Origin of the sequence: Streptococcus oralis (genome assembly GCF_019929345.1) — a bacterium.
Classification (GTDB): Bacteria; Bacillota; Bacilli; order Lactobacillales; family Streptococcaceae; genus Streptococcus.
The window spans coordinates 35,316-58,125 of sequence record NZ_JAHZPJ010000014.1 but is presented as its reverse complement, the minus strand read 5'-3'; the positions used below and the strand labels follow the sequence as shown (position 1 = coordinate 58,125).

The window sequence follows — 22,810 nt, the reverse complement described above, 5'->3', positions numbered from 1 at the left end:
AAACAAGTAAAATAATTGAACAATTTTCTACTAAATTAGATTTACCAAAAAAACAGCTTCCTAATCTTATGATTTCCTCCATTTATTATAGTTCTTTCATAAAGTCGCTTGACTTTTTATAGTTTAGATAATAAAATAAAAACAGTTTTGTGTAAACGTTATCATACGATATAATAATAAGGAGGTTTTATCATGAAACTAGAAAAGAAACAGCGCTTCTCCATCCGTAAATACGCGGTTGGGGCAGCTTCTGTACTTATAGGATTTGCTTTTAGCGCACAAGTCGTATCTGCCGACAGTGTCACTCCAACACCAGAAAATCCAAGCGCAGCTCAGACTGCTCAAGGAGAACCACAGACAGCTGAGACATCGGTTGAAAGCAAGCTTGAAAAAACAGTCGAGGCAAAAGAAGCTTCGGCTACACTCGCTCCAACAGTCGAAAAAACTGAATCCCCAGCAGTCGCAGAGAAAGTTGACGAGACTCCAGTCACTGAAAAAGCTACTCCTGTTTCAGAAGAAAATTCAGAACCAGTAAAAACCGACGAAGAAAAGAAAAATGAAGCCATCACTCCTGCAGTAGCCACTCCTAGCACGGAACGAGCAGCTCAGGTAAATGAAAAACTGGCAAAAAGAAAAATGATCTCAATCGACGCTGGACGCAAGTACTTCTCTCCAGACCAACTCAAAGAAATCATCGACAAGGCTAAACACTACGGTTATACTGATCTTCATTTACTAGTTGGAAATGATGGCATGCGTTTCATGCTGGACGACATGACGATCACAGCCAATGGCAAAACCTATGCAAGTGATGATGTCAAACGTGCACTCGAAAACGGAACGGATGCCTACTACAAGGATCCAAACGGCAACCATTTGACAGAAAGTCAGATGACGGACTTGATTAACTATGCTAAAAACAAAGGCATTGGTCTCATCCCAACTGTAAATAGCCCTGGCCATATGGATGCGATTTTGCATGCCATGAAAGAACTAGGTATCCAAAAACCGAACTTCAACTACTTTGGAAAAGAATCTGCTCGTACCGTTGATCTTGACAACAAAGAAGCTGTTGCATTTACCAAAGCTCTGATCGACAAGTATGCTGCTTACTTCGCTGGCAAATCTGACATCTTCAATATCGGACTCGACGAGTACGCCAATGATGCTACAGATGCTAAAGGCTGGAGCGTTCTTCAAGCTGATAAATACTATCCAAATGAAGGCTACCCTGTAGGAGGATATGAGAAATTTATCGCCTACGCCAACGACCTTGCTCGCATCGTCAAGTCTCACGGACTCAAACCAATGGCCTTTAACGATGGTATCTACTATAATGGCGACACTAGCTTTGGAACCTTTGACAAAGATATCATCGTTTCTATGTGGACTGGTGGATGGGGCGGATACGACGTCGCTTCTTCTAAACTTCTAGTTGAAAAAGGCCACCAAATCCTTAATACCAACGATGCTTGGTACTACGTCCTCGGACGAAATGCCGATGGCCAAGGCTGGTACAACCTCGACCAAGGACTCAATGGTATCAAGAACACTCCAATCACTTCTGTACCAAAATCTGATGGGGCTACTATCCCGTTCATCGGGGGTATGGTAGCTGCTTGGGCGGATACCCCATCTGCACGCTATTCACCATCTCGCCTCTTCAAACTCATGCGTAGCTTCGCAAATGCCAATGCTGAATACTTCGCTGCTGACTATGAGCCTGCTGAGCAAGCCCTGAAAGAAGTACCAACAGACCTTAAACGCTATACTACAGAAAGTGTCGCAGCTGTAAAAGAAGCTGAAAAAGCCATTCGCTCACTTGATAGCAACCTCAGCCGAGCCCAACAAGACACCATTGACCAAGCAATCGCGAAACTCCAAGAAGCTGTCAGCAATTTGACCTTCACACCAGAAGCTCAAAAAGAAGAAGACGCGAAACGCGAAGTTGAAAAACTTGCCAAGAACAAGGTAATCTCTATCGATGCTGGACGTAAGTACTTCACGCTCTACCAACTCAAACGCATCGTAGACAAGGCGAGCGAACTCGGCTACTCTGATGTGCATCTTCTCCTAGGAAATGATGGGCTTCGCTTCCTCCTTGATGACATGACCATCACAGCTAACGGAAAAACTTATGCAAGCGATGATGTCAAGAAGGCTATCATCGAAGGAACAAAAGCTTACTACGATGATCCAAACGGAACCACTCTTAGTCAAGCTGAAATCACTGAATTGATCGAGTACGCAAAATCAAAAGGTCTCGGACTCATCCCAGCGATCAACAGCCCTGGCCACATGGATGCCATGCTCGTCGCTATGGAAAAACTTGGAATCAAGAATCCTCAAGCCAACTTTGACAAGGTCTCCAAAACAACCATGGACCTTGAAAACGAAGAGGCCATGAACTTTGTCAAAGCCCTCATCGGCAAGTACATGGACTTCTTTGCAGGCAAGACAAAGATCTTCAACTACGGTACAGACGAATATGCCAATGATGCCACCAACGCGCAAGGCTGGTATTATCTAAAATACTACAATCTCTATGGTAAGTTTGCTGAGTACTCTAACACCCTTGCTGCCATGGCCAAAGAAAGAGGCCTTCAACCAATGGCCTTCAACGATGGTTTCTACTATGAAGACAAGGATGATGTTGAGTTTGACAAGGATGTCATCATCTCTTACTGGTCTAAGGGATGGTGGGGTTACAACCTTGCAACGCCTCAGTACCTAGCAAGCAAAGGCTATAAACTCCTCAATACCAACGGAGACTGGTACTATGTTTTAGGTAATCACAAACCAGACGAAGCCTATCCACTATCAAAAGCACTTGAAAACTCTGGCAAAGTACCATTTAACCAGCTTGCATCTACCAAGTATCCAGAAGTAGACCTTCCAACCGTCGGAAGCATGCTTGCTATCTGGGCAGACAAACCAAGCGCTGAGTACAAGGAAGAAGAAATCTTTGAACTCATGACTGCCTTTGCAGACCACAACAAAGACTACTTCCGCGCTAACTACAATGCCCTCCGTGAGGAACTTGCTCAAATCCCTGCAAACTTGGATGGATACAGCAAGGAAAGCTTGGATGCTCTAAATGCAGCTAAAGAAGCTCTCAACTACAACCTCAACCGTAACAAACAAGCCGAGTTAGACGCTCTCGTAGCCAGGCTCAAAGCAGCCCGCCTAGGCCTCAAACCAGCAGTGACCCACTCAGGAAGCCTCGACGAAAATGAGTCATCTGCCACTGTTGAAACTAAGCCAGAACTCCTCACCAAAACAGAAGCAATTCCTTTTGAAACCATTAAGAAAGAAAATCCTAACCTCCCAGCAGGCCAAGAGAAAATCATCACAGCTGGAGTCGTGGGAGAACGAACATCTTATGTTTCTGTCCTTACTGAAAATGGAAAACAAACAGAAACGGTTCTAGATAGCCAAGTAACCAAAGAACCTGTGACCCAAGTGGTTGAAATCGGCGCCCCTATTACTCACAAAGGAGATGAACACGGTCTTGCCCCAGCTGCAGAAGCAAAACCAAGACTGGACATCCAAGAGGAAGAAATTCCATTTCCTACCGTGACACGTGAAAATCCGCAATTACCACTCGGACAAACGCAAGTAGTTGTTGCTGGAGTAAATGGTCGCCGTACGATTTTCTACTCTGTCAGCACCACTGCTGACGGCAAGGAAGAAAGAAGCCTTGTCAATAGTGCGGTATCGCAGGAAGCGGTCGCGCAAGTTGTCGAAGTCGGAACTGCTGTTGAGAAAACTGAGCAAGCTGAACCAACTACTACCAAAGCAGAAGAAAAACAACTCCCTGCAACAGGAAGTCAAGACTCTACAGGCTTGGTCGCAGCAGGACTCATGGCCACACTAGCAGCCTACGGACTCACTAAGAGAAAAGAAGATTAAACCCCTTCGACAAGAATACAAAAAAGTGAGATTGAATCTCGCTTCAGAACGTAGACAAACGTCCAAGATGACGTTTGTCTTTTTATCTTTTCGAAGATATTTTCTTCATCATCTACTAATCTCTCCAAAAATCTAAATTAGAGAAAAATAAAAAAGGATATTCGCTAGCCACTTCATCAATTTTTTGATATTTAAACACGCCAAAGTAAGCCCAACCTTATCCTCCATTTTGGACTTCCCTTTCTCTCTAGTGTATCTTAATTTATGGTATTCCTTCACAGTCCCAAAGATTCGCTCAATGGTTGCTTTGCGTTTTCTACAGAGCTCTTTCATACCTCTTTGATGCCGAATCGCTTCACAAACTTCAAGGTCATCTTTCTATACATGCCTCGTTATTACTATTTGCTTATTTTGACTTTTTGTACAAATGGATAATAAGGAAACTCCATTTTTACTAAAAATCCTATAGGGAAAAACAACTATCGCGAAGACTTTTTTAGTCAAACAGAACCACCAAATCGTAACCATCATCAATCAGACAATCATACCAAAATTAAGCAAGAAAACTCCTCTGGTTGCCATCGATAAAAGCTTATCTATCTTCACTTCCATCGTCATTTGAAAACTGCAGAAATTCAAATTCATTCAACATGATAGTGATAAATGCTTTTATCGTTCATTCTTTAGATTGCACTTGACAAAGCAAGAGATTCTAAAAACTACTATCTTTCTCTCAGAAATTCATAGGAGATTACAAATTTTACTAACTTTTATCCATTAAACAATTCTAAATATAAGTCCTATTTTTCTAACCTTTTAGAATCTTTTAGAAAATAAATAGATTAGTAATTCTCCAGTGTTATTCTATTCTAATGTGAAACTAAAATCACTAGCAACCTCATTAAAATAAGCACCTTCATCTCTTTGAACTTCAGGAAGGTTTCTGGAACAAAAAAGATTCTAATTTCAAGAATTCCATATCAAAATGTTTTCAAATCTATAAATTAGACAAAAAAGCAAATAAAACAGAATTCTAAGTTTCAGAAAACTAGTTTTATCCGCTTTTTATATTTAAGATTAGACTCTTATCCCAGTATATCGGATACAACTTTTCCTTAGCTCACTTCATTTTAAGATTCTTTGTCTAGATAGCGAATCAAGTTCTTCTCTGTCAAGATATCTGAGTAGGTGAAGGATTCAACATAGACATTGGCTTGTTTGTCTCCCTCAACATCCCCAAATTCAACGATAAATAGAGATGGATAAACCTCAATTAGCTTACCCAATCTATTTTTTTGGCGCTTACGGCCATTCTCCAAAGTCATTTCAACGACTTGTCCCTCATGCGCCTTGATCTCTTCTTTGATTTTTTTCATCTTGGCTACATCTGTAAATGCATCTGACATCTTATGCCTCCCTCTTTGAGATACTTGAAAATTTATTGTATTCTTTTTGGAAAATTAATTCCACCGTTCCGCGAGCTCCACTACGGTTTTTCTCGATGATAACCTCAACCTTGTTATTTGGAATTCCTTCCTCTTCTTCACCCGCACGATCGTAGTAGTCGTCACGGTATAGAAAGGCTACGATATCTGCATCCTGCTCGATAGAACCCGATTCACGAATATCAGACAAGACTGGTCTCTTATCCTGACGCTGTTCCACACCACGAGATAACTGACTGAGAGCAATGACTGGAACCTTTAACTCCTTAGCTAGAATTTTCAACTGACGAGAAATTTCAGAAACTTCTTGTTGGCGGTTTTCACGACCAGTCCCTGTGATAAGCTGTAGGTAGTCGATCAAAATCAAGCCTAGATTGCCTGTTTCTTGAGCCAGTTTGCGTGAGCGCGAACGAATTTCCGTAATCCGAATCCCTGGCGTATCATCGATATAGATACTCGCGTTGGCTAGGTTCCCTTGGGCAATGGTATACTTTTGCCATTCCTCATCAGTCAATTGACCCGTTCGGATAGAATGGGACTCCACCAAGCCTTCGGCCGCCAACATACGATCTACTAGACTTTCCGCACCCATTTCCAGTGAAAAGATAGCTACCGTCTTGTCCAACTTAGTCCCAATGTTCTGAGCAATGTTCAAGGCAAAGGCTGTTTTACCGACCGCAGGACGAGCTGCGATAATAATCAGTTCCTCCTCATGGAGACCTGTCGTCATATGATCCAAATCACGGTAGCCCGTTGCAATACCAGTGATATCCGTTGTTTGTTGTGACCGAACTTCTAGGTTCCCAAAGTTGATATTTAGAATATCACGGATGTTCTTGAAACCACTACGATTGGCATTTTCGCTAACATCAATGAGTCCCTTTTCAGCTTGAGCAATGATTTCATCTACAGGCTTAGAAGCCTCATAGGCTTGGTTGACAGAGTCTGTCAACTTGGAAATCAAGCGACGTAGCATAGCCTTTTCTGCAACGATTTTAGCATAATACTCCGCGTTGGCTGAAGTTGGTACAGAGTTGACAATTTCAACAAGGTAAGACAAGCCACCAATATTTTGGAGATCCCCTTGGTTATCCAAAATCGTCCGAACCGTTGTCGCATCGATCGCTTCTCCACGATCCGACAAATCTACCATCGCTTGGAAAATCAATCGATGAGCATACTTAAAGAAGTCTCGAGAATCAATGTATTCTCGGACAAAAACGAGTTTGCTCTCATCTATAAAAATAGCCCCCAGAACAGATTGTTCGGCCAAAATATCCTGAGGTTGAACTCGCAGTTCCTCTACTTCTGCCATCCGACTTTCCTTCCTTTTACAATCTTGTCAAGAAGTTGTAAACTTAACCTTCTTTTACACGAAGATTGATGACGCTTGTAACATCTTGGTAGATTTTTACTGGTACATCAATCAAACCTACTGCTCGAATTGGTGCTTTTACTTGAATGTGACGCTTATCAATATTGATTCCAAATTGCTTTTGCAATTCTTCTGCAATTTTCTTGTTGGTGATGGATCCAAAGGTACGGCCATCTGGTCCAACTTTTTCAACAAACTCTACGACAGTCTCTTCTGCTTCAAGTTTGGCCTTGATGGCTCTTGCCTCTGCTAACATCTCTGCATGAGCCTTTTCTTCTGATTTTTGTTTTCCACGCAATTCACCGATTGCCTGAGCAGTCGCTTCCTTAGCCAAATTCTTTTTAATCAGGAAGTTTTGGGCATAGCCAGTTGGCACTTCCTTGATTTCGCCTTTTTTCCCTTTTCCTTTGACATCTGCTAAAAAGATTACTTTCATTCTTCTTTCTCCTTTTCCTTTAGTTCATCCAAAATAAGTTGAGTCAATTTTCCTCCAACTTCTGATAGACTCATATCCTTAATCTGCGCAGCAGCTAGGTTAAAGTGACCACCACCGCCCAGTTCTTCCATAATCCGTTGCACATTGATTTTACTACGGCTTCGAGCCGAGATAGAGATGAATCCTTGTGTATTTTTTGCCAGAACGAAACTAGCCTCAATGCCGGACATGGCCAACATAGCATCGGCAGCCTTACTGATAACAACTGTGTCATAAGTGGTTGTGTCCTTAGCTTGGGCGATCAAGATATCTAAACCCAACTTACGACCTTGTAAAATGAGTTCATTTACCTCACGGTACTCTTCAAAATCTGTCGCAGCAATTTCCTGGATAGCAATACTATCACTTCCACGTGTTCGGAGGTAGCTAGCCACATCAAAAGTTCGACTCGTCACTCGAGATGTAAAATTCTTGGTGTCCAGCATCATACCAGCCATCAAAACACTAGCCTGCATACGACTCAAACGATTTTTCTTAGAATTTTGGAACTGAATCAATTCTGTGACTAACTCACTCGCACTACTTGCTCCACTTTCAATATACGTGATGACAGCATTCTCAGGGAAATCTTGATCACGTCTATGATGGTCAATGACAATGGTTTGAGTGAACAAATCATAAAAATCTTTCGACAAGGTCAAAGTCGTCTTGGAATGATCCACCAAAATCAATAAAGAGCGCTTGGTAACCAATCTCATCGCATCAGCCAGAGACAAGAGCTTGGTGACACCCTCTTTTTCCAAAAAGTTGACCGCACGCTCGATATCTGGTGACATTTGATCTGCATCATAAACCGCATAACTATTTTCAGTGATATTGCTCGCAAACAGCTGCATACCGACCGCAGAGCCCAAGGCATCCATATCCAGATTTTTATGACCAACTACAAAGACCTGATCCACACTGCGGATCTTATCTGAAATGGCTGTCATCATGGCTCTCGTACGTGTTCTTGTTCTCTTAACAGAGGCTGCGGAACCACCACCGAAATAAACTGGGTTCTTGGTTTCATCATTTTCCTTGACAACCACTTGGTCCCCACCACGAACCTCAGCTAAGTTCAAATTCCTTAAAGCAACTTTCCCTATCTCATCATGATTGCCATCACCATAAGAAAATCCCATACTTAAGGTTAGGGGTAATTGCCTCTGTTTTGATTCTTCACGAAAGGCATCAATCACAGAGAATTTATCATTCATCAATTCCTCGAGTACTGTGTAATCTGTGAACACATAAAAACGATCCATCCCCACACGGCGAGAAAACATGGCATACTTACTAGCAAATTCTGAAACAAAATTAGCTACAAAACTATTGATATGACTGATATCGGAGTCGGATGTCGCATCCTCCAAATCATCGTAATTATCCACTGAGATGACCCCGATGACTGGACGACTAGTTACCAATTCAACAGTAGCTTCATACTCCCCAGAAACATCAAAGAAATACAAAACACCTGAGGCCTTATCCATATGAACAGCATATCGTGTTTCGCCCAAGGTAGCATACGCACCAGGATTCCCAACAGAAGCCTTGATGATGGTTTGAATTAACTCAACATCAATTTCCCCTTCTTCATTTGTCAAAATTAACTCAGCATAAGGATTAAACCATTCCACTTCGCCACTAGATAAGTCTAATTTCAGGACACCAACTGGCATTTGATCGAGCAGCGTGTTCAAACTATCTTCCGCTTGATGGTTTACGTATTGGATTTGTTCAATTTCGCTCTTTTCATACTGTTTTTTTTGCCAAACGAATAAAAGCAGATAAAGAAGTACAAATAAAAACAAAACACTGATTGTTACAGCAATATTATGCGAAAAAATAATCAGCAATGTTAAGATTCCGAAAGTTGCAATCCCTAGTAGAACCGCAGAAATCGGATTTAAATTATTTTTTTTCATTCTAAACCTCTTGCGCATTATTATATCACAAAAAGCCTTAAAAAGCGACCTTTAAAAAGAGGTAAGACTTTCTTTCATGATTGATTTCTCCTAATCTCAGACACAAAAGTAGGAGGGAATCATCACCCTCCTACCCACGTGTTCAGAACACTAACACCTAACGTTCTACGATAAGGGCTATTCCCATCCCTCCTCCGATACATAGAGTTGCTAACCCAGTTTTAGCATCACGTTTCATCATCTCATGTACCAGCGTTACTAGGATACGGCAACCGGAAGCCCCAATTGGATGACCAAGAGCAATGGCGCCACCACTGACATTGACAATATCTGTGTTGAAACCAAGTGTTTTACCAACCGCACAAGCCTGGGCAGCAAAGGCTTCATTTGACTCGATCAAGTCAAGCTCATCAACTGTCAAATTACCTTTTTCAAGAGCCTTGCGAGTCGCATCAATCGGTCCACATCCCATCATCCTAGGATCCAAACCTACACTTGCATACGAACGAATGCGAGCAATCACTGGGAGTCCTAATTCTTCAGCTTTTTCAGCACTCATGATTAGGACAGCCGCTGCTCCGTCATTGATACCTGAAGCATTTCCTGCCGTAACAGAACCGTCTTTTTTGAAAACAGGACCTAGCTTAGACAAGCTCTCCAAGCTAGTATCTTTTCTAGGGTATTCATCTGTATCAAAGATGATAGAATCGCCTTTGCGTTGAGGAATGACCACTGGAATAATCTCTTCTTTAAAGCGTCCAGATTCTATGGCTGCCACTGCTCGTTTTTGCGATTCCAAAGCAAGAGCATCTTGAGCATCTCGACTAATACCATATTCTTCAGCCACATTCTCAGCTGTGATCCCCATATGGTATTCGTTAAAGGCGTCAGACAAACCATCCTTGAACATGGTATCTATCACTTTCGAATCTCCCATACGTGCACCCCAGCGAAAGTTTGGCAAAACGTATGGCGCCTGACTCATGTTTTCTGCACCACCAGCTACGATAATATCTGCATCGCCACATCGAATCGCTTGAGCAGCCAACTGCACTGCCTTCAAACCAGAACCACAAACCTTATTGATGGTAAAGGCTGGTGTAAATTCGGGGAGTCCTGCGTGAATGCTCATTTGACGAGCTACGTTTTGACCTAAACCTGCGCCTAGGACATTCCCCATAATCACTTCATCTACTTGCTCTGGTTTCACACTCGCCTTCTCCAAAGCACTCTTAATAACCAAAGCTCCCAAATCAACAGCAGAAATATCCTTCAAACTCCCCCCAAATGAGCCTATAGGAGTTCGCACTGCTGAAACAATCACTACATTTTTCATAACTACCTCCATTTATACCTTGTATAATGATGCAATACAAAAGTGGTTTACAATTGTGTAAACCACTTTTACATAGTTGTCAAGATTTTATGATTCCTTAACTTCTAGTAAACCAACTTCACCATCTTCGCGGCGATACAAAACATTTGTTGTTTGATCTTCGACATCAACATAGATAAAGAAATCATGCCCCAACAAATCCATTTGAAGAAGTGCTTCTTCCAAATCCATTGGTTTCAAATCAATTTGTTTTGAACGAACCACTTTTGGTGGCACAACATTTGCATCTTCAACTAAATCATCTGTAAAGAGTTGGCTAGTTGCAACCTTATTTTTATTCTTGCGTTCGATTTTTGTTTTATTTTTACGAATCTGACGTTCGATTTTATCTGTTACGAGGTCGATAGAGCCATACATATCTTGAGAAACATCTTCTGCACGAAGAGTAATTGATCCAAGTGGAATCGTTACTTCAACCTTTGCTGTTTTTTCACGGTAAACTTTCAAGTTGACACGTGCATCCAACTCTTGTTCAGGTTGAAAATATTTTTCGATCTTTTCGAGTTTAGAAACTACATAATTGCGAATTGCTTCTGTTACTTCTAGGTTTTCACCACGGATACTATATTTAATCATATAAGTACCTTCTTTCTAAACATTTTTATTTTTCTAACTATATTATAACGCTTTCATTTTCATTTTGCAAATTTTTCCTCATCTTACAAGGGAAAAAGTTTTGACTTCCAAAACACCTGCTTCTTCCAGAAGCCTTTTCACACGATTAATAGTCGCTCCTGTTGTATAGATGTCATCAATCAGCAAAATCTTCTTAGGAAGTGAGGTCTCATCTTTAATGAAAAATGGGGTCTCAGTAGCTAATCTTTCTGAACGATTCTTAGAAGAACTAGCTTTCTCTTCTCTTTTTCCCAATAAATCATAAAAAGAGAATCCCGCTGCCTCAACCAAACCTTCAACCTGATTAAACCCTCTCTCAAGTAATCTTTCAGGACTTAAGGGAATCACCACAAATTCATAGTCTCTGTACTTTTTCAATTCCTCAGCAAGAACGGAAGCAAAAACTTTTCTAAGCAAAAAATCCCCATCAAACTTATATCGACTAAAGAAGTCTTTCATCGCTTGGTTATAGGTGAAAATCGCCTTATGATCAACTTGGATTCCTTCTTTACACCAAAATTTACAATCTTGACAATAATTTGACACTCCTTTTTTCATGCAACTCGGACAATGCATCTGTTCAATACTTTCAAAACTTAAAGAACAAGTTAAACAAAGAGGTGTTTCTTGATTCTTCAAAAGAAGGAGATGACTAAAAGTCAAATCACTCTTTGTAGTTTGGCCACACAATAAGCAACTCATAAACCTGCCTCCTTGTTCATTTGTTTGATTTCCTTGATTGCCTTTTTGATTGAAGCATTTAATCCATCATGAAAAAAGAACAATTCACCAGTTGGTCTATCCATACTACGCCCGACTCGTCCTCCAATCTGAATCAAGCTAGACTTGGTAAAGAGGCGATGATTGGCCTCCACTACAAAAACATCCACACAAGGGAAGGTAACTCCACGTTCCAAAATTGTCGTACTGATCAGTATTGTTAGTTCTCCATCTCGAAAAGCTTGCACCTGCTCTAATCGGTCTTCTGTCACAGAAGACACAAAACCAATTTTCTCATCTGGAAAATACACCTGCAAGATTTCTTTTAGTTTCTCGCCTTTCTGAATCTCTGATGCAAAAATTAGTAATGGATAGCCAGTCTTTCTCTGCTTATCAATATAGGCCTTTAACTTAGTTGATAACTGACTTTTCTCTAAACAACGATTAAAATCCGATAACCAAACTGGTTTTGGAATAATTAATGGATTTCCATGAAATCGTCTTGGCAAACTCAATCGTTTTAATTCTCCCGTACGAACCTTCTTATCTAACTCATCTGTAGATGTCGCTGTTAAAAAGATTCTCAGACCATCCTCCTTTACACTATTCTTTACAGCGTAGTAAAGCATAGAGTTGTCAACATAAGGAAAGGCATCTACTTCATCTACTATCAACAAATCAAAGGCATGATAGAATTTTAATAACTGATGCGTCGTTGCAACCACTAAGGGAGTCCGAAAATAGGGCTCTGATTCGCCATGAAGTAGTGCTATCTCACAAGCAAAGTCATTCTGCAGTCGCTTATATAACTCCAAGCAAACATCTATTCGAGGGCTGGCCAAACATACTGCACCACCTTCATCAATCACTTTAGCCACAACTTGATAAATCATCTCTGTCTTTCCAGCTCCTGTCACAGCATGAACTAAGGTCGGTTCTTTCTTTTCGACTGCTCGGATCAATTCCTCCGATACCTTCTCTTGAAAAGGAGTCAATTGGCCACGCCATTGAAGAACATCTTGTTTCGGAAAATCCTCCTGCGTAAAATAGTATAAAGCTTGATCACTCCTGACTCGCTTCATCAGCAAGCACTCCCTGCAATAGTAAGCACCAACAGGCAAATACCATTCTTCCAAAATAGGACTGTCACAACGTTGACAAAACAGCTTTCCCTTCTTTTTTCTCATTGCTGACAGTTTCACTGCTGCCTCTCGTTCTTCTTTGGTTAATTCTTTCTCAGTAAACAAGCGACCGAGATAATTTGGATTTACTTTCATACTTCTTTATTCGTAAAAATCTAGCACTTTAGGTATTTTTTTAGTACAATTAGATTATGGAATTTAGAACAATTAAAGAGGATGGGCAGGTCCAAGAAGAAATCAAAAAATCCCGCTTTATCTGTCATGCAAAGCGTGTCTATAGTGAAGAAGAGGCGCGTGATTTCATCACTACCATCAAAAAAGAACACTACAAAGCTACCCATAACTGCTCTGCTTTTATTATAGGAGAACGCAGTGAGATTAAGCGCACGAGTGATGATGGTGAGCCTAGTGGTACTGCTGGAGTCCCTATGCTTGGCGTCTTAGAAAATCATAACCTTACTAATGTCTGTGTAGTGGTTACCCGCTACTTTGGAGGAATTAAGCTAGGTGCTGGAGGTTTGATTCGTGCTTATGCAGGTAGTGTAGCCTTGGCTGTCAAAGAGATTGGCATTATTGAAATCAAAGAGCAAGCTGGTATAGCCATTCAAATGTCTTACGCTCAATACCAAGAGTACAGTAACTTCCTTAAAGAACATAATCTCATGGAGCTGGATACAAACTTTACAGATCAAGTCGATACGATGATTTATGTTGGCAAGGAAGAGAAAGAAAATATCAAAGCTGCTCTTGTGGAGTTTTTTAATGGAAAAATCACTTTAACTGATCAAGGTTTACGAGAAGTTGAAGTTCCTGTAAACTTAGTGTAAATAAAAAAATATAGATCGTACCTACTAAATTTATTCGCAGATTCACAGCTTAGATGCTTGATATAAAAAAATCCTATCACTTCGATAGGATTTCTATATTTTACAAATAGCTTAGGGCGCGTTATACTAGTATCATCTTATACAAAGAGGTATATCTATGACTATTTATAATAATATCACTGAACTTATTGGACAAACACCGATTGTTAAACTCAACAACATTGTTCCAGAGGGTGCTGCAGACGTCTATGTTAAACTAGAAGCCTTTAACCCAGGATCCTCAGTCAAAGACCGTATTGCTCTTAGCATGATTGAAAAAGCGGAACAAGATGGTATTCTAAAACCGGGTGCTACCATTATTGAAGCAACGAGTGGAAACACTGGTATCGGTCTTTCATGGGTTGGTGCCGCTAAAGGATATAAAGTTGTTATCGTCATGCCTGAGACGATGAGCGTGGAACGACGTAAGATTATCCAAGCCTATGGTGCTGAACTCGTCCTTACTCCTGGTAGCGAAGGAATGAAAGGGGCTATTGCCAAAGCTCAGGAAATCGCTGCTGAACGTGACGGCTTCCTTCCACTCCAATTTAATAATCCAGCTAATCCAGAAGTACACGAAAGAACAACAGGAGCTGAAATACTGGCTGCTTTTGGTTCTGATGGACTAGATGCTTTTGTGGGTGGTGTTGGTACTGGTGGAACGATTTCAGGTGTTTCTCATGCACTAAAAGCTGTCAATCCAAACATTCAAGTTTTTGCGGTTGAAGCTGATGAGTCTGCTATCTTATCTGGTGAAAAACCTGGACCTCACAAAATTCAAGGTATCTCAGCTGGATTTATTCCTGATACACTTAATACAAAGTCCTATGATGGTATCGTCCGCGTAACGTCAGATGATGCACTCACACTTGGCCGTGAGATTGGTGGAAAAGAAGGCTTCCTTGTTGGAATTTCCTCAGCTGCAGCAATTTATGGAGCAATTGAAGTTGCCAAAAAATTAGGTACAGGTAAGAAAGTCCTTGCTTTAGCACCAGATAACGGCGAACGTTATTTGTCTACAGCACTCTATGAATTTGAAGTGTAGTCTCCTAAATGCACTTAGCCCTTATTAAAGGGCTTTTTATTTTATCAATTTAAAGAAACCCCTAAGTCCTCGACAACAACAGAAAAAGGAAGCAAATTGCTTCCTCTTTTATCATTAGTTATTCAAGGCTGCTGCCATTGTAGCTGCAACTTCAGCTTCGAAGTCATTTGCAGCTTTCTCGATACCTTCACCAACTTCAAAGCGAGCAAACTCAACTACTGAAGCATTTACTGATTCAAGGTAAGCTTCAACTGTCTTGCTGTCATCCATGATGTATACTTGTGCAAGAAGTGTGTATGCTTGGTCAACTTTGGTGTTGTCAAGCATGAAACGGTCCATTTTACCTGGAATGATTTTGTCCCAGATTTTTTCTGGTTTGCCTTCTGCAGCCAACTCAGCTTTGATGTCTTCTTCAGCTTGAGCAATCACTTCATCAGTCAATTGAGCTTTTGATCCATATTTCAAGTGTGGAAGAGCTGGTTTACCAACCATTGCACGGCTATCATTATCTTGGTCAATCACGTGGTTCAATTGTGCCAACTCATCTTTAACGAACTGCTCATCCAATTCTTTGTAAGAAAGAACTGTTGGTTTCATCGCAGCAATGTGCATTGAGATTTGTTTAGCAAGTGCTTCGTCTCCACCTTCAATAACAGAGATGACACCGATACGACCACCATTGTGTTGGTATGCTCCAAAGTGTTGTGCATCTGTTTTTTCAAGCAAAGCAAAACGACGGAATGAGATTTTTTCACCGATTGTAGCTGTTGCAGATACATAGGCTGCTTCAAGAGTTTCACCTGAAGGCATTGTCAAAGCAAGTGCTTCTTCGTTATTAGCTGGTTTACCTTCAGCAATTACTTTAGCTGTTGCATTTACCAGCTCAACGAATTGAGCGTTTTTCGCAACGAAGTCAGTTTCAGCATTTACTTCAACTACTGCTGCAACGTTACCGTTAACAAATACACCAGTCAAACCTTCTGCGGCAACACGGTCAGCTTTCTTAGCTGCCTTCGCCATACCTTTTTCGCGAAGCAATTCGATTGCTTTTTCGATATCACCTTCAACTTCAACCAATGCTTTCTTAGCGTCCATAACACCGGCACCAGATTTTTCACGCAACTCTTTAACAAGTTTAGCTGTAATTTCTGCCATTTTGATTCTCCTATATTTTTTAAAAATAGGAGAGCCGGGCTAAGCCCTGCCCTCCTAGGTAATGATTACGTATTTGAATTAAGCATTGTCGCCTTCTACAACTTCAACGATTTCTTCGATTGAGTCAGCTTGAGCTTCTGAAGCTGCAAATTCTGCTTCAACTGCTGCTGCATCTTCACCTTGACGTCCTTCGATGATAGCGTCAGCCAATTTAGCTGTAATCAATTTAACCGCGCGGATAGCGTCATCGTTAGCTGGGATGATTACATCAATATCGTCTGGGTCAGTGTTTGTGTCAACCATCGCTACAACTGGGATACCCAATTTTTTAGCTTCTTTAACAGCGATTTGTTCTTTATGTGGGTCAACTACGTACATTACATCTGGGATACGAGGCATGTCTTCGATACCACCCAAGAATTTTTCAAGACGTGCACGTTGTTTGTTAAGAAGTGCAACTTCTTTCTTAGGAAGAACGTCAAAGATTCCTTCTTCTTCCATACGTTTGATTTCTTTCAAACGAGCAATACGTTTTTGAATAGTTCCCCAGTTAGTAAGAGTTCCACCCAACCAACGGTGGTTGATGTAGTATTGACCTGAACGTTCTGCTTCTTCTTTAACAGCATCAGCAGCTTGTTTTTTAGTACCAACGAACAATACAACTGCATCGTTAGCTGCCGCATCACGCATAAAGTCGTATGCTTGGTCAGCATATTTTACAGTTTGTTGCAAGTCGATAACGTGGATTCCGTTACGCTCAGTGAAGATGTACTTAGCCATCTTAGGGTTCCAGCGACGAGTTTGGTGACCAAAGTGTACACCAGCCTCAAGAAGTTGTTTCATTGAAATTACTGCCATGAGTATTTCTCCTTTTTGTTTTTTTCCTCTTCTTGACTTCAACTCGCAAAACGACCCACGGGCAACAGTTTCACAATTCATCAAGAATGAGTATTATCGTTTACACGACAATCCCTATTTTATCATATTTCAACAACATTTTCAAGCTATTTAGTAGGACTTTCGGCTAAAAACATTAAAAGAGACTCGATTGAGCCTCTTCGTTTCATTCATTAGTTTGGATAGATGTAAGTAACATAGCCTTCAGATGTTGTAGTTGGGTTGAACCATCCACGTTTGTTACCGATTGTACGATCTCCACCGTAGTTTGATTCTGATACTTGAATGCTAGTTGATGATGAAACTGCTGTAACAACCGCTACGTGTCCATATCCACCGTCATTCCAACATGCAATCGCACCAACTTGTGGAGTTGATCCAGTACGGAATCCTGCAGCTGCTGCACTTGTAGCCCACTGCGCTCCGTTACCCCAGTAATCTCCAGCCCAAGGAGCTAATGTCTTAGCTCCCCAAGTACATTCACCAGTTGGATAACTTGAAGCATTTGTACTGTATGTTGGACGCTGTCTAGTTGGAGTTGGTGCAGGTGCCGGAGTGTAGCTTGAATCATCATCTGATGAAGAGCTTGAAGTTGCTTGCACTTGATCTGAAAGTGTTGTATTTCCAGAAGCAACAACTGATTGTTGTTGGCTTGTTTGACGTGCTTTATAAGCCGCTTCTGCTTCAGCTGCAGCTTTCGCTTCTGCCTCTGCTGCAGCTTTTTGTTCCAACAAAGTTGCTTTATCGCTTTCTGCAGTAGCTTTCTCTGCAGCAAGGTTTAACTCAGCAACTTTCAACTCTGCTTGTTTTGTTGTCAATGCTTGTGCATCGTCAGCAAGTGTTTGTTGGTTCGCAATTACAGTGTTGATTGCTTCATTATTTGCAACTTGTTTTTCAGCGATAGATTTCTTATCAGCTTTCTGTTGCTCCAACATTTTGTTGTTAACTGATACAATCTCGCTCATAGCTGCAACACGTGAAATCGCTTCTGTAATTGATTTTGAGTTAATAATTGTATTGATGTAGCTAGTCGCAGCTCCATTTGTCTGTGCGCTACGCGCTTGTTTTTCTAAAGAAGCATTACGAGCAACAATATTCTTAGAGAGCTCTGTAATTTCTCCTTCAAGTTTTTTAGATTCAGCCTGTAGAGTTTCATTTTCAGCTTGCAAGTTTGCTTGTTGTGTTTGAATAGCTGTAACTTGTGTTTGGATTTCATCCACCTGTTTTTGAGCTTCTTTTTGTTTTGTTGTTAAATCACTAATCTTACTATCTTGTGCAGCAATTTTTTCATCAGTTGTTTCTGCATGAACAGTTGTCAATACTGCTACTTGAGAAAACAACACTGTACTTAACAAAAGTGATGCTAAGATTTTTTTCTTCATATCTACTATTACTCCTTCTATTTGAAACACTACTAGTATACCAAAAAAAGACATAATAAATATTACGCCTTTGTTACATTTATATTTCTTTCTCATAGATAACATTTTTCAAAAATATACTGGAAAATCATCATCCATAAAAAGTTTAAAATCATTGATGGGAAAAGGCTGTAGACGACGAAAATGGGCATAGATTCTACAGTCAGTCCTATGGAGAGAGCCAGAAGATAACTTCCCATATCAAATAGAAAACTGAGCACAATGACAGCCAAGATTCGAGTCCAACGATTCATCAAAATCACACTATTGAATTTGTGAAGAGCAACTCCCAAAAGAACAAATAAGAGAGTCGCAATCCCTATCAAATGGAAAAAGTAAATATCATAAACCAAGCCCACTATAAAACAATAGGCTAGGTAAAGATATTCCGAGACTTCAATGGTCTCAAACAAGAGAAATAAAAACAGGAAATGACTAGCTAAGTGAAAGTGAGGAAAGAAGGAACCCACTAGTTGACCAATATGAGCATCAACTAGCACAATAACAGGGAGTAAAAAAAATATACCAACTTGTTTTAACAGTCTCATTGCTAATTCCCCACTAACTCTACCACATGAAGATTTTTGGTGTCAGCACTTAACTTTACTGTTACCTCTCGTGTTAGATAGTCACTGCTATGCGTTGTGGCAACAACCTCTCCAACAGGAATATCTTTGACATTAAAGTTTCCGAGTCCACCTGTAGTCACCTTGTCTCCCGCACTAATATCGCTGTTACTATTTAATTGGCTAATTTTAAGAAGTTCAGACTCCTTATCATAACCAACGATAATCCCGTAAATTTCAGTAGAGCCATGCAAGATTTTAACGGAAATATTGTCAGAATTTTCAGTGTTTGTCAGCAAGTTGACAGTTGTTGAATGATCCTCTACTTTTGAAACACTACCAATCAAGCCACCGTTTGCAATGACCAACATATTTTCAGAAGCTCCTTTTAAACTTCCCGCATCAATTGTTAACTCTTGTTTCCAAGATACTGGAGCTCGCATAATCACATCTGCTGTAATGGTTTTTGTTGCCTGCAATTTTGACTTCATATCCAGCAACTGACGTAGTTGTTCATTTTCATTTTTTAAACGTTCTGATTGATTAGACTCCATCTCTAGTTGATAAAGTTGCTTTTTTAAACTCTCGTTTTCATTATAAGTCTGCGTCAAATGTCCCAAATCTGATTTGAAACCGTCAAACCACTGAAAAGGTTTTTGAACAATTCTATCTACTAAGGAAATCCCATCTCCTAGTTTCGTCACAATAGCACTTGAATAGGTTGTCACTAATAGAACAGAAACTGCCAGAACTGTGACAAAAACGATGATTAGATATTTTGATTTTTTAAAACGGTTCATATTCCTACCTTTATACTAAAAACCTGCTACTTTGAGCTTCTTATCAATCCTACAAACCTGCTAAGATTTTAAGAAAAATAAGAAACATCCCAGTATCAAAATCACAAGAATTGCCAGTGTATCCTTTTGACTCCATCTCAACTGTCTATACTGACTTCTACCCTTTCCTCCCTGATAACCACGCGCTTCCATGGCTATTGCCAATGAATCTGCACGCTTTAAGCTCGTAGCAAAAAGAGGAATTAAAATCGGAATCATAGCCTTTACTTTTTGAACGATGCTACCTTCGCCAAAGTCAACTCCACGAGCTTTCTGAGCATTCATAATTCTCGTTGTGTCATCCATCAAGGTTGGAACAAAACGCAAACTCATTGATAACATGAGACCAATTTCATGAACGGGAACTTTCACGCGTTTCAGCGGTGCTAAAAGAGCTTCAACTGCAGATGCCAGACTCAAAGGCATGGTCGTTAATGTCAGCAAGGTTGAAAAGAAAATAATCAACACAAAACGACAGAAAATGATTCCCGCTTGTTGCAACGCATAATCCGTTATTTTTATAAAAGAAAACTCAAATAGGACATTTCCACTTGAAATGAAAAAGAGCTGAAAAAGAGTCGTAAAAGCAATCAGGAAGAACATGGATTTTAATCCCTGAACGAAAAATGAGAGGGAAACGCCTGACAAAGCGATAAATATACCTGTCGCTATAAACAAAATGAGATTGGTGAGGGGATTATTAGCCCAAAATACAATCAAAATCAACAGGATCATGGCAAGCAATTTACTACGTGGATCCAAGCGATGAATAATGGAATCCCCCGGTATATAACGCCCTAAAATCATACTATCCATTTAGCGACTCCTTAAACTCCTCTATCTTGATTGGCAATTTTTTAAAAGCTACACCTCTATCTGCCAAACGTTTACAAAAGGCTGTTATTTTAGGCACACCTAACTGCACCTTTTCCATAGAGGCTACATCTTGGAAAACATCACTCGGTTTGCCACTTTTGACTAAACGTCCCTTTTCCATAACATAGACCTGATCAGCATACGTAGCTACATCATCCATCAAATGCGTTACCAGAACGATTGTCATTCCAGAAAGGTGGAGTTTTTTAAACAGGGTCATCAATTCTTTTCTGCCCAGAGGATCTAGCCCTGCTGTCGGCTCATCCAAAACCAAGACAGTTGGCTCCATGGCTAGCATACCCGCTATAGCCACACGTCTCATCTGGCCACCCGAAAGTTCAAAAGGACTGCGCTCAAAAAGTGACTCATCAATGCCTACCAAGGCTAACTTTTCACGCGCAATTTTCTTGGCCTCTTCCTCAGAAACTCCAAAATTTTGCGGTCCAAAAGCCACATCTTTCAAAACAGTCTCTTCAAAAATTTGGTTTTCAGCAAATTGAAACACTAGACCGACTTGCTTTCGAATCTGGCGAATTTCTTTATTGGTTGATATAGGAGTAATGACAGTATCGAAAACTCGAACAGAACCCTTACTTGGTACCAATAGGCCATTTAAAAGCTGTAAAATCGTTGACTTCCCACTACCTGTGTGCCCTACTAAAGCTGTATAGGAATTATCATCAATCGTCAAAGAAACATCAGTCAAGGCTGATGAAGATAGGGGTGTCCCCTCTTGATAGGTAAAGCTCACATTTTCTAGAGTAATTCCCATAACTTGTCCTCTAGCTCTCCTTCTGTCAAATATCCATCCGGCAACTGATAACCAGTCTCTCTCAAAGATTCTCTCAATTGATTAGTAAAAGGCTCATCTAACCCTATCTGGTCAAGGTCATCCCGAGAAAAAAGTTCTCTTGGACTGCTGGTTGACTCCACTTGGCCTTTTTTCATGACCAAGACACGATCACTCATCGCAACTTCTTCCAAATCGTGCGTAATGGAGACGACTGTCATCTGGTGGTATTTTCGAATCTCTTGAACTGTCTGAATCAGTTCTCTGCGCCCCTCAGGATCCAACATACTTGTAGCCTCGTCCAGAATAAAAATAGCTGGTCTCAAGGCAACAACTCCTGCAATAGCCACCCGTTGTTTTTGTCCACCAGACAAACGAGCTGGTTCTCTCTTCTTAAAGTCCAGCATACCTACCAACTCCAAAGATTCAGCCACTCTCTTTTTCATTTCTTCACGAGGAAGTCCCTGATTTTCTAGGCCAAAGGCGACATCATCTTCAACAGTTGCGCCCACAAATTGGTTATCTGGATTTTGAAAAACCATACCAATTTGTCTACGCAAGTTCCAAACATTCTCAGAGGACAGCAATTGGCCATCTATCCAGATTTCCCCAGACTCTGCTTCAAGCAAGCCATCAATCAAACGGATAGTTGTCGATTTCCCACTCCCATTATGGCCTACAATCGAAAGCCATTCTCCCCGTTTCACGTGAAACGAGACATTATTAACATCATAATAATCTTGGTCTTCCTTATAACGAAAAGACAGATCTTTTACTTCAATAATCGATTTCATTTCGAACCAAATGTCCCTTTGAATACATAAGCGCTACCCTTGAAATAATCATAGCCAGAGTAGATAGTGAAAAACAAAGCTATATAAAGCAACAGTTGCCCAATTAAATTCCAATGTAAGAGCAAAAAGATAATGGCAAACATCTGACTAAAGGTCTTGATTTTCCCTGACATCGCTGCTGCTAGAACCGTTCCTCCCGTCTCAACGAGCAACAGCCGTAGGCCGGTCACCGCAAGTTCACGACAGATGATAATAGCAACAACCCAAGCTGGAGCCATACCTAACTCAATCAACATGATAAAAGCTGACATAACCAGCAACTTATCCGCCATCGGATCTGCAAACTTTCCAAAGTTGCTGACTACATTCCATTTTCGAGCAAGATAGCCATCGAGATAATCCGTTATACTAGCAACTGCAAAGATGATTGCTGCCAGCAAGTGACTGCCTTGTGAATGGTCCAAAGTCAAAGTAAGAATAAAGAGAGGTATAAAGAGAATTCTACCAATAGTTAATACATTAGGAATTTGTTCTTTTTTCATTGGTTTTT

At 40.6% G+C, this 22,810-nt stretch carries 20 protein-coding genes and 1 pseudogene; 3 read left to right on the top strand and 18 right to left on the bottom strand.

Translation table 11 applies throughout. The annotated features are described in order from the left end of the window. Window positions 1–192 precede the first annotated feature (192 nt). Entirely contained in the window at window positions 193–3,912 is a 3,720-nt protein-coding gene (gene strH, locus K1I97_RS08960) for an LPXTG-anchored beta-N-acetylhexosaminidase StrH (RefSeq protein ID WP_223332187.1), read from the top strand. 132 nt (window positions 3,913–4,044) lie between these two features. Here the strand turns inward: strH and K1I97_RS10300 are convergent. The 9 genes and pseudogenes from K1I97_RS10300 to K1I97_RS08915 form a co-directional block, all read right to left on the bottom strand. Then, window positions 4,045–4,350 (bottom strand): annotated as a pseudogene (locus K1I97_RS10300) (transposase); the annotation flags it as partial. 692 nt (window positions 4,351–5,042) lie between these two features. Continuing rightward, entirely contained in the window at window positions 5,043–5,318 is a 276-nt protein-coding gene (locus K1I97_RS08950) for a Veg family protein (RefSeq protein WP_223332188.1), read from the bottom strand. A gap of 1 nt (window position 5,319) precedes the next feature. Then, window positions 5,320–6,672, bottom strand: a complete 1,353-nt coding sequence (gene dnaB / locus K1I97_RS08945; protein WP_084974687.1) for a replicative DNA helicase — start codon at window positions 6,670–6,672, stop codon at window positions 5,320–5,322. A 43-nt stretch (window positions 6,673–6,715) separates the two neighbouring features. Continuing rightward, window positions 6,716–7,168 carry a 50S ribosomal protein L9 gene (gene rplI, locus K1I97_RS08940; RefSeq protein ID WP_000864206.1) on the bottom strand — a complete coding sequence of 151 codons (453 nt, stop codon included), beginning with the start codon at window positions 7,166–7,168 and terminating at the stop codon, window positions 6,716–6,718. After that, a complete protein-coding gene (locus K1I97_RS08935; protein WP_223332189.1) occupies window positions 7,165–9,138 on the bottom strand; it encodes a DHH family phosphoesterase in 1,974 nt (657 codons plus the stop codon). Before K1I97_RS08935 ends, rplI begins: the two co-directional genes overlap by 4 nt. Window positions 9,139–9,295: 157 nt before the next feature. Continuing rightward, window positions 9,296–10,474 carry an acetyl-CoA C-acetyltransferase gene (locus tag K1I97_RS08930; RefSeq protein ID WP_223332190.1) on the bottom strand — a complete coding sequence of 393 codons (1,179 nt, stop codon included), beginning with the start codon at window positions 10,472–10,474 and terminating at the stop codon, window positions 9,296–9,298. 87 nt (window positions 10,475–10,561) lie between these two features. Then, window positions 10,562–11,110, bottom strand: a complete 549-nt coding sequence (gene hpf / locus K1I97_RS08925; RefSeq protein WP_125416134.1) for a ribosome hibernation-promoting factor, HPF/YfiA family — start codon at window positions 11,108–11,110, stop codon at window positions 10,562–10,564. A gap of 78 nt (window positions 11,111–11,188) precedes the next feature. Continuing rightward, window positions 11,189–11,851: a ComF family protein gene (locus K1I97_RS08920; RefSeq protein ID WP_223332191.1), complete on the bottom strand. Its 663-nt coding sequence runs from the start codon at window positions 11,849–11,851 to the stop codon at window positions 11,189–11,191. Continuing rightward, the gene (locus tag K1I97_RS08915) at window positions 11,848–13,146 is read right to left on the bottom strand and encodes a DEAD/DEAH box helicase (protein ID WP_223332192.1); all 1,299 of its coding nucleotides are present in this window, start codon (window positions 13,144–13,146) and stop codon (window positions 11,848–11,850) included. The genes K1I97_RS08920 and K1I97_RS08915 overlap by 4 nt, the downstream gene beginning before the upstream one ends. A 56-nt stretch (window positions 13,147–13,202) precedes the next feature. On the opposite strand from K1I97_RS08915, the gene K1I97_RS08910 reads away from it, so the two are divergent. After that, window positions 13,203–13,838 carry a YigZ family protein gene (locus tag K1I97_RS08910; RefSeq protein ID WP_223332193.1) on the top strand — a complete coding sequence of 212 codons (636 nt, stop codon included), beginning with the start codon at window positions 13,203–13,205 and terminating at the stop codon, window positions 13,836–13,838. A gap of 157 nt (window positions 13,839–13,995) precedes the next feature. Next, entirely contained in the window at window positions 13,996–14,922 is a 927-nt protein-coding gene (cysK, locus tag K1I97_RS08905; protein ID WP_223332194.1) for a cysteine synthase A, read from the top strand. A gap of 114 nt (window positions 14,923–15,036) precedes the next feature. On the opposite strand, the gene tsf is transcribed toward cysK, so the two are convergent. The 9 genes from tsf to pgsA form a co-directional block, all read right to left on the bottom strand. Then, window positions 15,037–16,077: a translation elongation factor Ts gene (gene tsf / locus K1I97_RS08900; RefSeq protein ID WP_223332195.1), complete on the bottom strand. Its 1,041-nt coding sequence runs from the start codon at window positions 16,075–16,077 to the stop codon at window positions 15,037–15,039. 78 nt (window positions 16,078–16,155) lie between these two features. After that, window positions 16,156–16,935 carry a 30S ribosomal protein S2 gene (gene rpsB, locus K1I97_RS08895; RefSeq protein ID WP_000268475.1) on the bottom strand — a complete coding sequence of 260 codons (780 nt, stop codon included), beginning with the start codon at window positions 16,933–16,935 and terminating at the stop codon, window positions 16,156–16,158. A 212-nt stretch (window positions 16,936–17,147) separates the two neighbouring features. Then, window positions 17,148–18,356, bottom strand: a complete 1,209-nt coding sequence (pcsB, locus tag K1I97_RS08890; RefSeq protein ID WP_223332196.1) for a peptidoglycan hydrolase PcsB — start codon at window positions 18,354–18,356, stop codon at window positions 17,148–17,150. Between the two features lie 92 nt (window positions 18,357–18,448). Next, the gene (gene mreD, locus K1I97_RS08885) at window positions 18,449–18,943 is read right to left on the bottom strand and encodes a rod shape-determining protein MreD (protein ID WP_223332197.1); all 495 of its coding nucleotides are present in this window, start codon (window positions 18,941–18,943) and stop codon (window positions 18,449–18,451) included. Window positions 18,944–18,945: 2 nt separating this feature from the next. Then, the gene (mreC, locus tag K1I97_RS08880; RefSeq protein WP_223332198.1) at window positions 18,946–19,761 is read right to left on the bottom strand and encodes a rod shape-determining protein MreC; all 816 of its coding nucleotides are present in this window, start codon (window positions 19,759–19,761) and stop codon (window positions 18,946–18,948) included. A 60-nt stretch (window positions 19,762–19,821) separates the two neighbouring features. Next, a complete protein-coding gene (locus tag K1I97_RS08875) occupies window positions 19,822–20,616 on the bottom strand; it encodes an energy-coupling factor transporter transmembrane component T family protein (RefSeq protein ID WP_223332199.1) in 795 nt (264 codons plus the stop codon). Beyond that, complete coding sequence (locus tag K1I97_RS08870) at window positions 20,609–21,448, bottom strand: energy-coupling factor transporter ATPase (RefSeq protein WP_223332200.1); 840 nt, start codon at window positions 21,446–21,448, stop codon at window positions 20,609–20,611. The genes K1I97_RS08875 and K1I97_RS08870 overlap by 8 nt, the downstream gene beginning before the upstream one ends. Further along, a complete protein-coding gene (locus K1I97_RS08865; protein WP_223332201.1) occupies window positions 21,433–22,260 on the bottom strand; it encodes an energy-coupling factor ABC transporter ATP-binding protein in 828 nt (275 codons plus the stop codon). Before K1I97_RS08865 ends, K1I97_RS08870 begins: the two co-directional genes overlap by 16 nt. Next, complete coding sequence (gene pgsA, locus K1I97_RS08860; RefSeq protein ID WP_223332202.1) at window positions 22,257–22,802, bottom strand: CDP-diacylglycerol--glycerol-3-phosphate 3-phosphatidyltransferase; 546 nt, start codon at window positions 22,800–22,802, stop codon at window positions 22,257–22,259. The genes K1I97_RS08865 and pgsA overlap by 4 nt, the downstream gene beginning before the upstream one ends. Window positions 22,803–22,810: the final 8 nt, after the last annotated feature.

Bases quoted from the DNA above. Each gene is read 5' to 3' on its own strand.
- strH (WP_223332187.1), top strand. From the start codon at position 193: ATGAAACTAGAAAAGAAACAGCGCTTCTCCATCCGTAAATACGCGGTT.
- K1I97_RS08950 (WP_223332188.1), bottom strand. From the start codon at position 5,318: ATGTCAGATGCATTTACAGATGTAGCCAAGATGAAAAAAATCAAAGAA.
- dnaB (WP_084974687.1), bottom strand. From the start codon at position 6,672: ATGGCAGAAGTAGAGGAACTGCGAGTTCAACCTCAGGATATTTTGGCC.
- rplI (WP_000864206.1), bottom strand. From the start codon at position 7,168: ATGAAAGTAATCTTTTTAGCAGATGTCAAAGGAAAAGGGAAAAAAGGC.
- K1I97_RS08935 (WP_223332189.1), bottom strand. From the start codon at position 9,138: ATGAAAAAAAATAATTTAAATCCGATTTCTGCGGTTCTACTAGGGATT.
- K1I97_RS08930 (WP_223332190.1), bottom strand. From the start codon at position 10,474: ATGAAAAATGTAGTGATTGTTTCAGCAGTGCGAACTCCTATAGGCTCA.
- hpf (WP_125416134.1), bottom strand. From the start codon at position 11,110: ATGATTAAATATAGTATCCGTGGTGAAAACCTAGAAGTAACAGAAGCA.
- K1I97_RS08920 (WP_223332191.1), bottom strand. From the start codon at position 11,851: ATGAGTTGCTTATTGTGTGGCCAAACTACAAAGAGTGATTTGACTTTT.
- K1I97_RS08915 (WP_223332192.1), bottom strand. From the start codon at position 13,146: ATGAAAGTAAATCCAAATTATCTCGGTCGCTTGTTTACTGAGAAAGAA.
- K1I97_RS08910 (WP_223332193.1), top strand. From the start codon at position 13,203: ATGGAATTTAGAACAATTAAAGAGGATGGGCAGGTCCAAGAAGAAATC.
- cysK (WP_223332194.1), top strand. From the start codon at position 13,996: ATGACTATTTATAATAATATCACTGAACTTATTGGACAAACACCGATT.
- tsf (WP_223332195.1), bottom strand. From the start codon at position 16,077: ATGGCAGAAATTACAGCTAAACTTGTTAAAGAGTTGCGTGAAAAATCT.
- rpsB (WP_000268475.1), bottom strand. From the start codon at position 16,935: ATGGCAGTAATTTCAATGAAACAACTTCTTGAGGCTGGTGTACACTTT.
- pcsB (WP_223332196.1), bottom strand. From the start codon at position 18,356: ATGAAGAAAAAAATCTTAGCATCACTTTTGTTAAGTACAGTGTTGTTT.
- mreD (WP_223332197.1), bottom strand. From the start codon at position 18,943: ATGAGACTGTTAAAACAAGTTGGTATATTTTTTTTACTCCCTGTTATT.
- mreC (WP_223332198.1), bottom strand. From the start codon at position 19,761: ATGAACCGTTTTAAAAAATCAAAATATCTAATCATCGTTTTTGTCACA.
- K1I97_RS08875 (WP_223332199.1), bottom strand. From the start codon at position 20,616: ATGGATAGTATGATTTTAGGGCGTTATATACCGGGGGATTCCATTATT.
- K1I97_RS08870 (WP_223332200.1), bottom strand. From the start codon at position 21,448: ATGGGAATTACTCTAGAAAATGTGAGCTTTACCTATCAAGAGGGGACA.
- K1I97_RS08865 (WP_223332201.1), bottom strand. From the start codon at position 22,260: ATGAAATCGATTATTGAAGTAAAAGATCTGTCTTTTCGTTATAAGGAA.
- pgsA (WP_223332202.1), bottom strand. From the start codon at position 22,802: ATGAAAAAAGAACAAATTCCTAATGTATTAACTATTGGTAGAATTCTC.